General features: G+C 61.1%; 13 protein-coding genes. 8 read left to right on the top strand and 5 right to left on the bottom strand.

All coding sequences use genetic code 11. From position 1 onward, the window contains the following. Together BXA07_RS31150 and BXA07_RS24650 are read right to left on the bottom strand one after the other, a co-directional pair. On the bottom strand, positions 1-206 hold a 206-nt coding region (locus tag BXA07_RS31150; RefSeq protein WP_212592364.1), incomplete at its 3' end, for a hypothetical protein. Between the two features lie 12 nt (positions 207-218). Next, entirely contained in the window at positions 219-887 is a 669-nt protein-coding gene (locus BXA07_RS24650) for an acyloxyacyl hydrolase (protein ID WP_244556396.1), read from the bottom strand. Between the two features lie 11 nt (positions 888-898). Between BXA07_RS24650 and BXA07_RS24655 the strand changes: the two genes are divergently transcribed. Continuing rightward, positions 899-1,783: an NAD(P)-dependent oxidoreductase gene (locus tag BXA07_RS24655; RefSeq protein WP_280175077.1), complete on the top strand. Its 885-nt coding sequence runs from the start codon at positions 899-901 to the stop codon at positions 1,781-1,783. A 1-nt stretch (position 1,784) separates the two neighbouring features. Here BXA07_RS24655 and BXA07_RS24660 read toward each other — a convergent pair whose 3' ends face one another. Continuing rightward, positions 1,785-2,978, bottom strand: coding sequence for a M20 aminoacylase family protein (locus tag BXA07_RS24660; RefSeq protein WP_076571942.1), 1,194 nt, complete (start codon positions 2,976-2,978; stop codon positions 1,785-1,787). A gap of 206 nt (positions 2,979-3,184) precedes the next feature. Between BXA07_RS24660 and BXA07_RS24665 the strand changes: the two genes are divergently transcribed. The 4 genes from BXA07_RS24665 to BXA07_RS24680 all read left to right on the top strand — a co-directional run bounded on the left by BXA07_RS24665 (position 3,185) and on the right by BXA07_RS24680 (position 10,007). Further along, the gene (locus BXA07_RS24665) at positions 3,185-5,260 is read left to right on the top strand and encodes a molybdopterin-containing oxidoreductase family protein (protein WP_076571818.1); all 2,076 of its coding nucleotides are present in this window, start codon (positions 3,185-3,187) and stop codon (positions 5,258-5,260) included. 1 nt (position 5,261) lies between these two features. Next, positions 5,262-6,311, top strand: coding sequence for an aminopeptidase (locus tag BXA07_RS24670; RefSeq protein ID WP_076571819.1), 1,050 nt, complete (start codon positions 5,262-5,264; stop codon positions 6,309-6,311). A gap of 276 nt (positions 6,312-6,587) precedes the next feature. Beyond that, positions 6,588-8,270 (top strand): long-chain fatty acid--CoA ligase, encoded by a 1,683-nt coding sequence (locus BXA07_RS24675; RefSeq protein WP_076571821.1) that lies wholly within the window; start codon positions 6,588-6,590, stop codon positions 8,268-8,270. A 54-nt stretch (positions 8,271-8,324) separates the two neighbouring features. After that, positions 8,325-10,007, top strand: coding sequence for a long-chain-fatty-acid--CoA ligase (locus BXA07_RS24680; RefSeq protein ID WP_076571823.1), 1,683 nt, complete (start codon positions 8,325-8,327; stop codon positions 10,005-10,007). Positions 10,008-10,010: 3 nt separating this feature from the next. Here BXA07_RS24680 and BXA07_RS24685 read toward each other — a convergent pair whose 3' ends face one another. Then, positions 10,011-11,600 carry an alkaline phosphatase D family protein gene (locus BXA07_RS24685; RefSeq protein WP_083708516.1) on the bottom strand — a complete coding sequence of 530 codons (1,590 nt, stop codon included), beginning with the start codon at positions 11,598-11,600 and terminating at the stop codon, positions 10,011-10,013. Positions 11,601-11,624: 24 nt separating this feature from the next. Continuing rightward, a complete protein-coding gene (locus BXA07_RS24690; RefSeq protein ID WP_244556400.1) occupies positions 11,625-11,990 on the bottom strand; it encodes an acyl-CoA thioesterase in 366 nt (121 codons plus the stop codon). A gap of 136 nt (positions 11,991-12,126) precedes the next feature. Here BXA07_RS24690 and BXA07_RS24695 point away from each other — a divergent pair, with 136 nt between their 5' ends. The 3 genes from BXA07_RS24695 (at position 12,127) to BXA07_RS24705 (ending at position 15,978) form a co-directional block, all read left to right on the top strand. Beyond that, the gene (locus BXA07_RS24695) at positions 12,127-13,980 is read left to right on the top strand and encodes an ABCB family ABC transporter ATP-binding protein/permease (protein WP_076571946.1); all 1,854 of its coding nucleotides are present in this window, start codon (positions 12,127-12,129) and stop codon (positions 13,978-13,980) included. Positions 13,981-14,173: 193 nt separating this feature from the next. Beyond that, entirely contained in the window at positions 14,174-15,130 is a 957-nt protein-coding gene (locus BXA07_RS24700; protein ID WP_076571827.1) for an amino acid ABC transporter substrate-binding protein, read from the top strand. A 98-nt stretch (positions 15,131-15,228) separates the two neighbouring features. Then, the gene (locus BXA07_RS24705) at positions 15,229-15,978 is read left to right on the top strand and encodes an amino acid ABC transporter permease (protein WP_076571948.1); all 750 of its coding nucleotides are present in this window, start codon (positions 15,229-15,231) and stop codon (positions 15,976-15,978) included. Position 15,979: the final 1 nt, after the last annotated feature.

Consider the following 15,979-nt stretch of genomic DNA (forward strand, 5'->3'; position numbering starts at 1 on the left):
ACCCCTTCCCATCCCGAACAGGACCGTGAAACAACTTTGCGCCGATGATAGTGCTGCAACCAGTGTGAAAGTAGGTTATCGTCAGGCTTGTTATTCGAAAAAACCCCCATCGGTGATCCGGTGGGGGTTTTTTTACGTCCACAGATTGCCGCGCCTGCACGGCGTACGGACGAAAAAAAGGCAGCGCTGCGCGCGGCCTTTGTCATTTATCAAGTCCATTAAAAGTGATAAGCGACTTTGACGTTCATGTAATTGACGCCGCTATTCGGCTTTTTGTAGCCACCGTTCGAGAAATGCTGGATCTTCGCAGCGACTTCCCATTTGTTATTGAACACATAGCCGACGCCGATGTGGTCGCCGAACTGGAAGTGGGTCGACAGGCGGTTATCATCGTTGTCGTACAGCTTGGACAGCATGTGTACGCCAATGCCGGCTTCCGCATAGAAACCCAGCTTATTCGTGTTTTCAAAGCGGAAGACGGGAGTAAAGCCCAGATCCCACAGTTTTTGATGCTGGCCCGGGACGTTGCGATAGCTCTTGCCATCCCAGCCGCCAATGCTGGCATCCCAGTAACCACTGAGCTGCGTGCCATTCGATACAAACCAGGCCTTATCCCAGTTCGACGTTACGCCAGCGCGCAGCATTTGCACCTTCACCCCCTTGGCATATTCGCCATAGACGGAGTCGATCAGCTTGTCGTCAGCAGCAAAGCCGGCGTTGGCTGCCATCAGCGCAGTAATGGCGGCGATGGATTTGAGGAGATTCTTCTTGAAGAACATAGAGGCTTTCATCGTAAAATTGGCCGATAGGCTATTGTCTTGTCCGTGCAGGCAGCTTTTCCGCATGCCGCTCTCGCCGCTTGTTGATCTCAGGGGTTCAATTGACATTCTCTACAAAAATTGCATTTCTCGGTATCGGTCTGATGGGGGATCCGATGGTCCGCTGCCTGCTACGCGCTGGATATTCTGTCACAATTTGGAATCGCACGCACAGCAAGGCCCAAGTCCTGTGTGCGGCAGGGGCGCAGCCGGCCGTTTCCATCGCTGAGGCTGTCAGTGCTGCGGACGTGGTCATCTCCATGCTGGAAGCCGGTCCCATCGTAGCAATGGTGCTGCAGGAGGCGCTGCCGGCCTTGCGCGCAGGGACGCTGTGGATCGACATGAGTTCCACCAGGCAATCGGAAGCCCAGCAACTTCATGCCACTTTGCATGCTGCAGGCCATGGTTTCATCGACGCACCCGTATCGGGCGGGGTTGGCGGGGCGCAGGCGGGTAAGCTGGCCATCATGGCCGGGGCCAGTAGCAGCGATTACGCCCGGGTTGAAGCGATACTGTCGGCCATGGGGCGGCCGACCCTGGTGGGCCCACCAGGCAGTGGTCAGGTTGCCAAGCTGTGCAATCAGCTGATCGTCGGCGGCACCCTGAACATCGTGGCCGAAGCCCTGCTGCTGGCCCGGGCGGCCGGCGCCGATGCGGCTGCCATGCGGGCGGCCATCCGCGGCGGTTTTGCCGAGAGCAAGATTCTGGAGGTGCATGGCCAGCGCATGCTGGAACGTAACTTTGTTGCCGGTGGGCAGGTAAAAAGCCAGATCAAGGACATGCACAACATCCTCGCGGCGGCCGAGGCGGCCCACGTCACCTTGCCGGTGACGCAACTGGTGACGCAGCGCTATGAAACACTGGCGACCACGCACCCGACGGCCGACCATGCGGCGGCCTTGCTGGCCCTGGAAGCGTTGAATCCGGGCCAGCGCCTGGGCATTGCCCCGGATAAGTTGAGCTGAATCAAGCGACGGGCAGGCTCGCTTCGGCCAGCTTGACCCAGAAACTGGCGCCGATGGGCAGTAATTGGTCATTGAAGTCGTAGCTGCCATTGTGCAAGACGCACGGCCCCAGGCCGTGGCCGCCGTCGCGGTGCTCGCCGTCACCGTTGCCGATGAAGATGTAGCAGCCGGCTTTTTCTTGCAGGAAGAAGGCGAAATCTTCCGCCCCCATGGTCGGTTCGACATTCGCGTTGACCTTGTCGGCCCCCACCACGCTTTTCATCACGTCGACGGCAAACGCCGTTTCCTTGGCATGGTTGACCAGCGGCGGATAGTTGCGCTTGAAGTGGAACTCGACTTCCGCGCCAAAGGCGGCCGCCGTGTGCACGGCGATGTCGCGCATGCGCTCTTCGATCAGGTCCAGCACGGGCGTGGTGAAGGTGCGCACGGTGCCGACCAGGCTGGCATCGTCGGGAATCACGTTGGTGGCGCTGCCTGCGTGGATTTGCGTGATCGACAGCACGGCCGTGTCGAGCGGGCTCTTGTTGCGCGTGATGACGGTTTGCCAGCTTTGCGCGATCTGCACGGCCACCATCACGGGGTCGATGCCCTTGTGGGGCTGGGCCGCGTGGGCGCCCTTGCCCTTGACGGTGACGTGGAATTCATTGCTTGACGCCATCATCGGGCCTTCCACCACGCTCAGGGTGCCCGTTTCCGCGCCTGGCCAGTTGTGCATGCCGTAGATGGCGTCCATGGGAAAGCGGGTAAACAAGCCGTCTGCGATCATTTCGCGCGCGCCGGCGCCGCCTTCTTCCGCCGGCTGGAAGACCAGGTAGACCGTGCCATCAAAATGGCGGTGCTGCGCCAGGTAATGGGCCGCACCGAGCAGCATGGCCGTGTGGCCGTCGTGGCCGCAGGCGTGCATCTTGCCCGGGTGGCGCGACGCATGCTCGAAGGTATTCATTTCCTGCATGGGCAGGGCATCCATGTCGGCGCGCAGGCCAATGGCGCGTTTCGAAGTGCCATTCTGAATGATGCCGACCACGCCAGTGCGGCCCAGGCCGCGTACCACGGGAATGCCCCATTCCGTCAGTTTGGCGGCGACCACGTCCGAGGTGCGCTGTTCTTCGTAGCACAGTTCGGGGTGCGCATGCAGGTCGCGGCGGATGCCTTGCAGCTCGGATTGAAACGCCAAGATCGGATCAACTAGTTTCATGGAACTCTCCTGTGGATGCTGGCGCGCAGCCATGTAGGGCGCGCCGGACCGCGTCTGTTTGATCAAAAACATGCGCGGCTAATAATGCATTGTAGCCCTTGTTTGCGGGGTAAATCCAGCGCACGGACCAGCTTGCCCTGACGCCAACAGCTAGCGCGCGGAATGGTTTACAGTATCGCCTTCCGCCAACGTTTTTGGATTGCACCATGACCACCACCCAAGTGCGCGCCGCCTGCCCGCTCGATTGCCCCGATACCTGCGCCCTCCTGGTCACGGTGACCGATGGCGTGGCCACCGCTGTCAAGGGCGATCCCGACCACCCGACCACGGCCGGCGTGCTGTGCACCAAGGTGTCGCGCTTCACGGAGCGCACCTACCATGCGGACCGCTTGCTGACGCCGCTGCGCCGCGTGGGCAAGAAAGGGGAAGGCAAGTTCGAGCCCATCAGCTGGGACGACGCATTGCAGACCATCGCGGCCCGCCTGAAACCGATCGCCGCGCGCGATCCGCAGGCGATCTTGCCGTACAGCTACTGCGGCACCATGGGCCTGGTGCAGGGCGAATCGATGTCCTCGCGCTTTTTCAACCAGCTCGGCGCTTCCCTGCTGGACCGCACCATCTGCGCCTCGGCCGGCGCCACGGGCTACCGCTACACGGTGGGCGCCAGCATCGGCACGGATATGGAGCAGTTCCAGAACGCCAAGTTGATCATCATCTGGGGCGGCAACCCGATCGCCTCGAACCTGCACTTCTGGATGCGTGCCCAGGAAGCCAAGCGCCATGGCGCCACCCTGATCGCCATCGACCCCTATCGTTCGCTGACAGCTGAAAAATGCCACCAGCATATCGCCTTGCTGCCGGGTACCGACGCGGCCCTGGCGCTGGGTTTGATGCATGTCTTGATCGTGGAAGATATGCTCGATCATGATTACATCGAGCGCTACACTATTGGTTACGAGGCCTTGCGGCAGCGCGCGCTGGAATGGCCGCCCGAGCGCGTGGCCGAGGTGTGCGGCATCACGGCCACGGAAGTGGTGGAACTGGCGCGCCTGTATGGCCAGGCCTGCCGTTCCGGCGAGGGCGCCGCCATCCGTGCCAACTACGGCGTGCAGCGCGTGCATGGCGGGGGCATGGCCGTGCGCAATATCGCCTGCCTGCCGGCCCTGACGGGCGCGTGGCGCCATCCGGCGGGCGGCATGCAACTGTCGAGCTCTGGTTCCTTCCCCGTCAACCGCAAGGCCCTGCAGCGCCCAGATTTGCTCAAAGGCACGCCGCGCACCATCAACATGAGCACCATCGGCGACGATTTATTGAAAGAAAGCTCGCCCGAGTTTGGCCCGCAAGTCGAGGCCGTGATCGTCTACAACTCGAACCCGCTGGCCGTGGCGCCCGATTCCGCGAAAGTGGCGCAGGGTTTTGCCCGCGAAGACCTGTTTACGGTCGTGCTCGAACACTTCCAGACCGATACTGTCGATTACGCCGACATCGTGTTGCCCGCCACCACGCAGCTGGAACATGTCGATGCGCACTCCACCTATGGGCATCTGTACATGATGGCAAACAACGCGGCCGTGGCGCCGCTGGGCGAAGCGAAGGCGAACACGGAAATTTTCCGCCTGCTGGCCCGATACATGGGCTTTGATGACCCGTGCTTCCAGGAAAGCGACGATGCGCTGGCGGCCAAGGCGTTCGACAGTACTGATGCGCGTGCCGTGCATTTCGACTGGGAATCGCTGAAACGCACGGGCTGGCAAAAACTGGCCATGCCCGAGGCGCCCTTTGCCGAAGGTGGTTTCCCCACGCCATCGGGCAAGTGTGAACTGTATTCGGAGGCCATGGCGCAGGCGGGACTCGATCCCTTGCCCACGTATATCGCACCGCACGAATCGCCAGCGAGCAATCCCGCGCTGGCGGCGCGCTTCCCGCTGGCCATGATTTCGCCGCCGGCGCGCAACTTTCTCAATTCCACCTTTGTGAACGTGAAGAGCCTGCGTGCGGCCGAAGGCGAGCCGCACCTCGACATCCACCCGGATGACAGTGCCGCGCGCGGCATCGCGGCCGGCGACATGGTGCGCATCTTCAATGACCGCGGCAGTTTTGTCGCCAAGGCCAGGGTCACGGACAAGGCGAGACGAGGCCTGGTGGTGGGCTTGTCCGTGTGGTGGAAAAAGCTCGCCAGCGACGGCAAGAACGCCAATGAGGTGACCAGCCAGCGCCTGACGGACATGGGCCGCGCGCCGACCTTCTACGATACGCTGGTCGAAGTGGAAAAGGTTGCCTGACATGGCGCGCTGGCCGGCCCGGCTGCTTGTCGGCGTGCTGTGCCTGCCGCTGGGCGGCTGCACGCAGCTGCGTTACTACACGCAGGCGGCGCAGGGACAATATGCGCTGTGGTCCGGCGCGCGCCCCGTCGATGCCTGGCTCGATGACCCGGCCACCGAACCGCGCCTGAAAGTGCGCCTGGCCAAGGCGCAGCAGATCCGCCGCTTTGCCGTCAGCGAACTGGATTTGCCGGACAATGGCAGCTACAAGAATTACGCGGCCCTGCGGCGCCCCTTCGTGCTGTGGAACGTGGTGGCCACGCCGGAACTGTCGCTGCAGCCGCTGCAATGGTGTTTCCCCATCGCCGGCTGCGTGAGTTACCGCGGCTATTACAGCAAGGATGAGGCGCTCGCCTATGCCGACGAGTTGCGCGCCCAGCATTACGACGTGCAGGTGGGCGGCGTGCCCGCCTATTCCACGCTGGGCTGGTTCGACGATCCCCTGCTGTCGACCTTTATCAACTACAACGATGCGGAATTGGCGCGCCTGATTTTCCATGAGCTGGCGCACCAGGTGGTGTACGTGCCCGGCGATTCGGCCTTCAACGAATCGTTTGCCAGCGCCGTCGAAGAGGCGGGCGTGCAGCGCTGGCTGGCGCATGAAGGCAATGATGCCATGCGCACGGCCTACGCCCAGTACACGGCGCGGCGCCAGGATTTTCTCGCCCTGCTGCTGGAGTATCGGGGGGAACTGGAAGCCGTGTATGCGAGCGAGGCCAGCGATGCAGACAAGCGCGCGCGCAAGGTGCAGGTGTTTGCGGCGTTGCAAGACGCGTATCAGGCACTGAAGAAAAACTGGGGTGGTTTTGCCGGTTACGACCGCTGGTTCGAGCAGCCCTTGAGCAATGCGCACCTGGCTTCCATCTCCACCTACAATGAATTTTTGCCTGCCTTCAAAAAATTGCTGGAAGAAAAAAAGAACTTTCGTGCTTTTTATGCTGCAGTGCACACAATGTCCCAACTCGACAAGCCTGAGCGCAGGCATGCGCTGGAACAATTGTCCAGCCCCTGACCCGTAAAGATTGTCCAGTACGCCGAGGCAAGCGATTCGGTAACAGCGTATTTATCATGCTGCAATGCAGCATAAAATACCCCTAGAGTTGCCGCTCGAATACTGTTGAAAGCGCTTGCATGGAAGCGCGGCGCCCGATAGCATCGCATTAGTAGCATAGAGCAATTGCTCGTCAGAATGCTCAAACTGACTGCCGGACGACAGAATCCGCAGCAATGATCCGCGTCGGCAAGGTGCGCCGGCTCCCCCACGATGATTCGAGACAAGAGGCACAGGATGGAAAAAATTTGGCTGAAGTCGTACCCTCCCGGCGTCCCCGCCGACATCGATCCTGATCAATATCGTTCGCTGGTGCATCTGCTGGAAGAAGCGTTTCAAAAATATGCGGACCGCAATGCCTATGTCTGCATGGACAAATTTCTCACCTACGCCGAACTCGACACCTATTCGCGCCAGCTGGGCGCATGGCTGCAAAGCCGCGGCCTGAAAAAAGGGGCCAGGGTCGCCCTGATGATGCCGAACGTGCTGCAGTATCCCGTGGCCATTGCTGCCGTGCTGCGCGCAGGCTACACGGTGGTCAACGTCAATCCTTTATATACGCCGCGCGAACTCGAACATCAGCTCAACGATTCGGGCAGCGAAGCGATCATCGTGCTGGAAAACTTCGCCCATACGGTCGAGCAAGTACTGAGCAAGACGGCCGTCAAGCACATCGTCGTCGCCAGCATGGGCGAGATGCTCGGTGGCTTGAAGGGCATGATCGTCAATTTTGTCGTGCGTAACGTCAAGAAGATGGTGCCCGCGTATTCCCTGCCGAACGCCATGCGTTTCAAGCAGGCGCTGGCGCTGGGCAGCCGCATGAAACTCACGCCCGTCGAGCTGAGCATCCACGACGCCGCGTTCCTGCAATACACGGGCGGCACGACGGGCGTGTCGAAAGGCGCGACCTTGAGCCACCGCAATGTGATCGCCAATGTGCTGCAAAGCGAAGCGTGGTCGGGCGCGGCGCTCGACCAGAACAGCCAGGAGCAACTGATTATCGTCTGCGCCTTGCCGCTGTACCATATCTTTGCCCTGACGGCGTGCGCCATGTGGGGCACGCGCGTGGGCGCGCTCAATATCCTGATCCCGAATCCGCGCGATATCCCGGGCCTGATCAAGGAACTGGGCAAATACAAATTCAATTTGTTGCCGGCGGTCAATACGCTGTATAACGCGCTGGTCAATCACCCCGATTTCGCCAAGCTCGATTTCTCGGGCCTGAAGATCGCCAATGGCGGCGGCATGGCGGTGCAGCAGGCCGTCAACGACAAGTGGCTGCAGGTGACGGGCGTGTCCATCATCGAAGGCTATGGCTTGTCGGAAACGTCGCCTGTTGCCACCTGCAACCGCGCCGACAGTACGGCGTTTTCCGGCACCATCGGCTTGCCCGTGCCATCGACCGACATCGCCATTCTCGACGATGACGGCAAGGAAGTGCCGCTGGGCCAGACGGGCGAGATCGCCATCCGCGGCCCGCAAGTGATGAGCGGCTACTGGAACCGTCCCGATGAAACGGCCAAGGTCATGACGCCGGACGGCTACTTCAAATCGGGCGACGTGGGCATCATGGACGAGCGTGGCTACGTGAAGATCGTTGACCGCAAGAAAGACATGATTCTCGTCTCCGGCTTCAATGTCTATCCCAACGAAGTCGAGGCCGTCATCGCCGCCCATCCGGGCGTGCTCGAGTGCGCCTGCGTGGGCGTGCCTGATGAACACTCGGGCGAGGCCGTGAAAGTGTTTGTCGTACGCAAGGACCCGAACCTGACCCAGGAAGTGCTGGCTGCATATTGCAAGGAGCAGTTCACGGGCTACAAGCGGCCGAAATACATCGAGTTCCGCGATGAACTGCCGAAGACCAACGTCGGCAAGATTTTGCGTCGCGCCCTGCGCGACGAGAAAAAGATAGCAGCATAAACAATGTGGATGCGCCAGGAGGCGCATCCCTTTTACAGATAAAGATGAGGCGAGATGGACAAGATTTGGTTGAAGTCGTACCCGGACAGCGTTCCCGCAGAGATTGACTGCACGCAATACCGTTCCGTCACGCATTTGCTGGAGGAGTCCTTCCAGAAATATGCGGACCGCAATGCCTTCGTGTGCATGGATAAATTCCTTACCTACCGCGAACTCGACAAGCTGTCGCTGCAGATGGGCGCCTGGCTGCAAAGCAAGGGCTTGCAACGGGGCGCGCGCGTGGCGATCATGCTGCCCAACGTGCTCCAATACCCGGTCGCCATGGCGGCGATCCTGCGCGCCGGCTACACGGTGGTCAACGTCAATCCCCTGTACACGCCGCGTGAATTGCAGCACCAGTTGATCGATTCGGGCAGCGAAGCGATCATCGTGCTGGAAAATTTTGCCACCACGGTCGAGCAGGTGCTGCCGCATACCCAGGTCAAGCACGTGATCGTTGCCACCATGGGCGACTTGCTGGGCGGCTTGAAGGGGACGATCGTCAATTTCGTCGTGCGCAAGATCAAGAAAATGGTGCCCGCGTTTTCCTTGCCGACCGCCATCAGCTTCAACAAGATGCTGGCCGAAGGCGCGCGCCTGACCTTGAAACCGGTAGAGCAGGGCCATGACGATATCGTCTTCCTGCAATACACGGGCGGTACGACGGGCGTGTCGAAAGGTGCGATGTTGTTGCACCGCAATGTGATTGCCAACGTGCTGCAGAACGAGGCGTGGATGGCGCCCGTGATGACCAAGGAAATGCGCGCCACGTCGATGGGCTTCATGTGCGCCTTGCCCCTGTATCACATCTATTCGCTGACGGTCAGCGCCCTGATGGGCATGCGTCTGGGCGGCATGTGCGTGCTGATTCCGAATCCGCGCGACATCCCCGGCTTCGTCAAGGAATTGAGCAAGCACAAGATCGTCGTCTTCCCGGCCGTCAATACTCTGTACAACGCGCTGCTGAACAATGCCGACTTTGCCAAGCTCGATTTTTCCAGCTACAAAGTGTGCAATGGCGGCGGCATGGCCCTGCAGCGCAACGTGGCCGAACGCTGGCTGAAACTGACGGGCTGCCCGCTGATCGAAGGCTATGGCATGTCGGAAACGTCGCCCGTGGTGACGGGCAACCGCGTCGATATCACGGAATTTACGGGCACCATCGGCTTGCCTTTCCCGTCGACGGAAGTGGCCATTTTGAACGATGACGGCGTGGAAGTGCCGCTGGGCGAGCCGGGCGAAATCGCCGTGCGCGGCCCGCAAGTGATGGCGGGATATTGGCAGCGTCCGGACGAGACGGCCAAGTCGATGACGGCCGACGGCTATTTCAAGACGGGCGACGTGGGCGTCATGGACGAGCGCGGCTATGTGAAGATCGTCGACCGCAAGAAAGACATGATCATCGTTTCCGGCTTCAATGTGTATCCGAACGAGGTGGAAGACGTGGTCGCATCGTGCCCGGGCGTGCTCGAATGCGCCTGCATCGGCGTGCCGGACGCCAACTCGGGCGAAGCCGTGAAAGTGTTTGTCGTGCGCAAGGATCCGAACCTGACGGTGGAACAGATCCGCGAGCATTGCAAGCATGAATTGACAGCGTACAAGAAGCCGAAATACATCGAGTTCCGCGATGAATTGCCGAAAACCAACGTCGGCAAGATCTTGCGCCGTCAATTACGCGACGAAAAGAAGGTTGCCTAGGCTTTAACTCTGCAATCCCGCCTTGCCGTCCTGGACGGTAAAGCGGGCCAGTGTCGCGATGCCGGATGCGCTGTCGCGCACATTCTCCAGGCCCTGGAACAGGGTCGTCGTCTTCTCCGGCGTGATTTCCATCAATATATAGCCGCGCTTGTCGCTGCGCCCGTAGCGGATGTGCGGATTCATCGCCACATACTGCTCGGTGCGCGCCTGCGGACGGGAACTCGACGTGATTGAGGTGCCGCAAAACTCGGTCGCCAGCACGGGATTATCCTTGCCGGTAGGGCGCATGGCGTTGCGGCTCAGTTCCGTGGCATAGAACGTGTGCACGTCGCCCGACAGCACCAGCGGGTTGCGGGCCTGGCTGCTGCGCAAGGCGTCGAGCAGGTGCTGGCGCGCCATCGGGTAGCCATCCCAGCCGTCGGTCCAGACGCGCTCGTCGCCGGGCCGCACGATGGGCACCTGGCTCGATTGCGCCATCAGGGTTTGCTGCGCCAGGATATTCCAGTGCGCGGGAGAAGCATCGAGCCCGGCTTGCAGCCAGCGCTGCTGTTCTTCGCCCAGCATGGTGCGGCCCGGTTTCAGCAAGTCGGGGCAGTTGCGCGTGGTGACGGAATTCGAGCCGCCGCGGCCCGGCTTGGCGCACGCATGGTAGGCACGGTATTGCCGGTCGTCGAGCACGTGGAAGCGTGCCAGGCGGCCCCAGTCGTAGCGCTGGTAGATGCGCATGTCGACAAAGCCCCTTCTGCCCAGCGGCAGCAGGCGCAGCGGCATATGTTCATAAAACGCCTGGTAGGCGGCCGCGCGACGCTGCAAGAAGGTGGGCGTGAGCAACTCGTCGCGGTCGTTGCCGTAGTCGTTGGCCACTTCATGGTCGTCCCAGGTGACGATCCACGGCGCCGCCAGGTGCGCGCCCTGCAAATCCCGGTCGCTCTTGTATTGCGCATAGCGGGCGCGGTACTCGTCCAGGCTGAAACTTTCATGCGTGCGCATGGCCCGGTCCGGGTGCTGCAGCTGGTACGGCCCCCATTCATAGATGTAATCGCCGAGAAAGGCCACCAGGTCGGGCGCTGCCGCGGCGATATGCCGGTGCGCCGCATACGCGCCGAATTCCCAGTGCTGGCACGAGGCGACGGCCAGCTTCAGCGACGCGGGCAGGGCATCGGCGGCGGGCGCCGTGCGCGTGCGGCCCACGGGACTGACGGCGTCGCCCAGCATGAAGCGGTACCAGTACCAGCGGCCGGGCGCCAGGCCGCCCGCGTCGACATGCACGCTGTGCGCGAGCGCCGGCGTGGCTGTCGCTTGTCCCTTGGCGGCGATGCGCCGGAAAGCCTCGTCTTCGGCCACTTCCCAGCGCACGTTCAGGGCGATGGCGGGCGTGGCAGCGGCCTGCAGCGGGTCGTAGCAGATGCGCGTCCACAGCACGACCGCATCGGGCAAGGGCGAGCCGGAGGCGACGCCGAGTGAAAACGGATAAGCCGTGCCGTTCAGGCGCGTGGCGGCGCTGGCGCTGGAACCGGACAGCATGGTGCCGGCGGCGGCCAGCGAGACTATGCGCGCAGCGCTGTGCAGGAAGATGCGGCGCTGGCTATCCATACCGGCTGAAAATAAAACGTCAGATTATTGCGACAACAAGGTCTCGATGGGCGGCACCTTGCGCGGCTTGCGGTCGGAGTCCGTCGCCACGTAGATCAGGGTTGCTTCCGTGACTTTCACGATGCAGGCCTGCAGGCGGTTGCGCTCCGCATACACCTCGACATTGACGGTGATCGAGGTGTTGCCGACCTTGACGATATCGGCGTAGAAGGATAGCAGATCGCCGACGAACACGGGGTTTTTGAAGACGAAGGAATTGACGGCGATGGTGGCGACACGGCCGTTGGCGCGCCGCGTGGCCGGCAGGGAACCGGCGATATCGACTTGCGCCATGATCCAGCCGCCGAAGACGTCGCCGTACACATTGGCGTCCGATGGCGCGGGCATCATGCGCAGTTCGGGCATTTTTCCGGCGGGCAGGCCGGAGGCGAGGCAGTTGTCGGGGCGGTCGGGGGAGGTGCTCATCTTTTATTCTCATGAAAGGCTACAATTGCTGCGATTGAACCATAAAAAGCCGACCTTCGCCATGCGCCGCTCCCAGACTCCCCCTCCGCCCCGCTCGCCAGCTTCCGCCAGCCACAGCGATTTCGCCACCATCAAGACCTTGCTGCCGTACCTGTGGGTCTACAAATGGCGAGTATTGCTGGCGCTGCTATGCCTGGTGGGCGCCAAGCTGGCCAACGTGGGCGTGCCGCTGATCCTGAAAAAACTCGTCGACGCCATGACGATCACGGCCGCGCATCCGCAAGCGCTGCTGGTGCTGCCCGTGGGCTTGCTGGTGGCCTACGGCTTGCTGCGCCTGTCGACCACCTTGTTTACGGAACTGCGCGAATTCCTGTTCGCCCGGGTCACGCAGCGGGCCGTGCGCACCATCGCCCTGCAAGTGTTCCGCCACCTGCATGCCTTGTCCCTGCGTTTTCATTTGAACCGCCAGACGGGCGGCATGACGCGCGATATCGAACGGGGCACGCGCAGCGTCGGCTCGCTCATTTCCTACACCCTGTTCAACATCCTGCCGACCCTGGTGGAAATCACCCTCGTGCTCGGCTACCTTGTCTTGCATTACGACATCTGGTTCACCGTGATCACGGCCGTGGCGCTGGTGTCGTACATCGCGTTTACCGTGCTGGTGACGAACTGGCGCACGCATTTCCGCCGCACCATGAACGACCTCGATTCAAAAGCCAATACCAAGGCCATCGATTCGCTGATCAACTATGAAACCGTAAAATATTTCGGTAACGAGGATTACGAAGCGAAGCGCTACGACGAAGGCTTGCAGCGCTACGAATCGGCAGCCGTGAAATCGCAGACTTCCTTGTCCTTGCTCAATACGGGCCAGTCGCTGATCATCGCCACGGCCGTGACTTTAATTCTCTGGCGCGCCACCGTGGGCGTGATCGCCGGCACGATGACCCTGGGCGACCTGGTGCTGGTGAACGCCTTCATGATCCAGCTGTACATTCCCCTCAATTTCCTCGGTGTCATTTACCGCGAAATCAAGCAAAGCCTGGCGGACATGGAACGCCTGTTTTCCCTGCTGAACGAAAACCGCGAAATCGCCGATACGCCGGACGCCAAACCGCTCGTCACGCGCGGTGCGGCCGTGCGTTTCGACCACGTGGATTTCAGCTATGAAGCCAAGCGGCAAATCCTGTTCGACGTCAATTTCCAGATACCGGCCGGCACCACCACAGCCGTGGTGGGCCACAGCGGCTCGGGCAAGTCGACCTTGTCGCGTTTGCTGTTCCGCTTCTATGAAGTCGACGGGGGCGGCATTACCATCGATGGCCAGGACTTGCGCGCCGTCACCCAGGACTCCCTGCGCGCCGCCATCGGCATCGTGCCGCAGGATACGGTGCTGTTCAACGACACCATCGAATACAACATCGCCTACGGCAAGCCGGGCGCCAGCAAGGAGGCCATCGTGGCGGCGGCCAAGGCCGCGTCAATCCATGACTTTATTGAAAGCTTGCCAGATGGTTACAGCTCCATGGTGGGCGAGCGAGGGCTGAAACTGTCGGGCGGCGAAAAGCAGCGCGTGGCGATTGCCCGCACCCTGCTGAAAGACCCGGCCATCCTGATCTTCGATGAGGCCACCTCGGCACTCGATTCGAAGGCCGAACAGGCGATCCAGGCGCAGCTGAAGGACATTGCCAGGAATCGCACCACCCTGGTCATTGCGCACCGGCTGTCGACGGTGGCCGACGCCCAGCAAATCCTCGTGCTCGACCATGGCCGCATCGTCGAGCGGGGCACGCATCCGCAATTGCTGGTGCTCGACGGGTTGTACGCGCAGATGTGGCAACGCCAGCAGGCAAATCTGGACGACGAGGCGGAAGAGGACGACGCGCTGGCGGGCTTGGCTCCGGCAAAATAAATCGGAAATGGGAAATCAGTAGGAAAAATGCTACAGCCGCGCTGATTCGGGCACGCGCATAGCGCCTATTTGATGGCAATCGCAGAAAACGGCTGGTCCGGCGCTGAAAATGAAATAAAATTAATTCCATTGGTGGCGTCTGCACCACAGTTGTTTCGTCCGGCACCGCCGGTTTGTCCGCCCAGGAGAATTTATGAAATTGACCAAAATCATCGCCACGCTGCTCAGCGTCGGTGTCATCGGCAGCATGTCGCCAGTCCAGGCTCAGGAATTGACCGGCACCTTGGCCAAGATCAAGAAAGCCGGTTCCGTCACCCTCGGCGTGCGCGACGGCTCCGTGCCCTTCTCCTATCTCGATGACAAGCAGCAATACCAGGGCTATTCGATCGACCTGTGCATGAAAGTCGTCACGGCCCTGCAAAAACACCTGGGCATGAGCGAACTGAAGGTGGTGATGAGTCCCGTCACCTCGGCCAACCGCATCCCGCTGATGGCCAACGGCACCATCGACCTCGAATGCGGCTCGACGACGAATAATCTGGAGCGCCAGCAGCAGGTGGCGTTCGCCCCCACCATGTTCGTCATCGGCAACCGCGTGCTGTCGAAAAAATCCTCGAACATCAAGACCCTGGAGGACTTGCGCGGCAAGACCCTGGTGGCCACGGCTGGCACGTCGACCATCAAGCAGATGACGATTTTGAACAAGGAAAAGAACCTGGGCATGACGATTGCCGTCGGCAAGGATCATCCCGAGTCCTTCCTGATGCTGGAAACGGGCCGCGCGGTGGCCGAAGCCAACGACGACATTTTGCTGGCGTCGCAAGTGGCCAACTCGAAGAACCCGAACGACTACGAAATCACCAAGGAAGCGCTGTCCGTCGAGCCGTACGGCATCATGCTGCGCAAGGGCGACCCGGCCTTCAAGAAAGTGGTCGACGATGCGCTGATCCGCCTGTACAAGAGCGACGACATCAACCGCATTTACGCGAAATGGTTTACCTCGCCGATCCCGCCGAAAAACATCAACCTGAAATTCCCCATGCCGCCGCAATTGAAAGCCGTGTTCATGAATCCGACCGACTCCGGTGACCCGGCCGCGTATGCGGCCGTGCCAGAAGCGCAGAAGACTTCGGACAAACGGAAAAAGTAAAGATTGCGTAACAAACCGGGAGGCGCAAGCCTCCCGATTCATTTGCGGGGCGGGTGGCCGGCTGGCTGCCGTCCTTGGGCTGCACGGGAAGGATGATCATGAATTACAACTGGAATTGGCGCATTTTCTGGGAGATTTCTCCCGATGGCGTGGGCACGTATATGGACACGCTGTGGTCCGGCCTGATCTGGACACTGGCCACGGCCGGTGCGGCCTGGATCATGGCGCTGATCCTGGGCCTGGTGATCGGCACCGTGCGCACCTTGCCGAATAAATGGGTGGTGGGCGTGGCCAATGCCTACGTCGAACTGTTCCGCAACGTGCCGCTGCTGGTGCAGATGTTCCTCTGGTATTTCGTCATGCCGGAACTGCTGCCGCCCGACCTGGGTACCTGGGTCAAGTCGCTGCCGAATGCGCCGTTCGTCACGGCCGTGCTGTGCTTGGGCTTTTTCACCTCCTCGCGCGTGGCCGTGCAGGTGACGACGGGCATCGAGGCGCTGCCGCGCGGGCAGAAACTGGCCGGCACGGCGCTGGGCCTGACCCTGCCGCAAACCTACCGTTTCATTTTGCTGCCGATGGCCGCGCGCGTCATCATGCCGCCGCTGACCAGCGAGTTTTTGAACATCATCAAGAACAGTTCCGTGGCGCTGACCATCGGCCTGATCGAACTGACGGCCAGCGCGCGCGCCATCCAGGAGTTTTCCTTCCAGGTGTTCGAGGCATTTTCGGCCGCCACCATCATCTACATCGTCGTCAACCTGCTGGTCGTGGTACTGATGCACCTGATCGAGAAAAAGGTCGCCATCCCCGGCTTCATCGTCGCCGGCGCCAAGACGGGAGGACACTGAT

Origin of the sequence: Janthinobacterium sp. TND4EL3, from assembly GCF_900156175.1 — a bacterium.
In the GTDB taxonomy this organism is placed as follows: domain Bacteria; phylum Pseudomonadota; class Gammaproteobacteria; order Burkholderiales; family Burkholderiaceae_D; genus Janthinobacterium.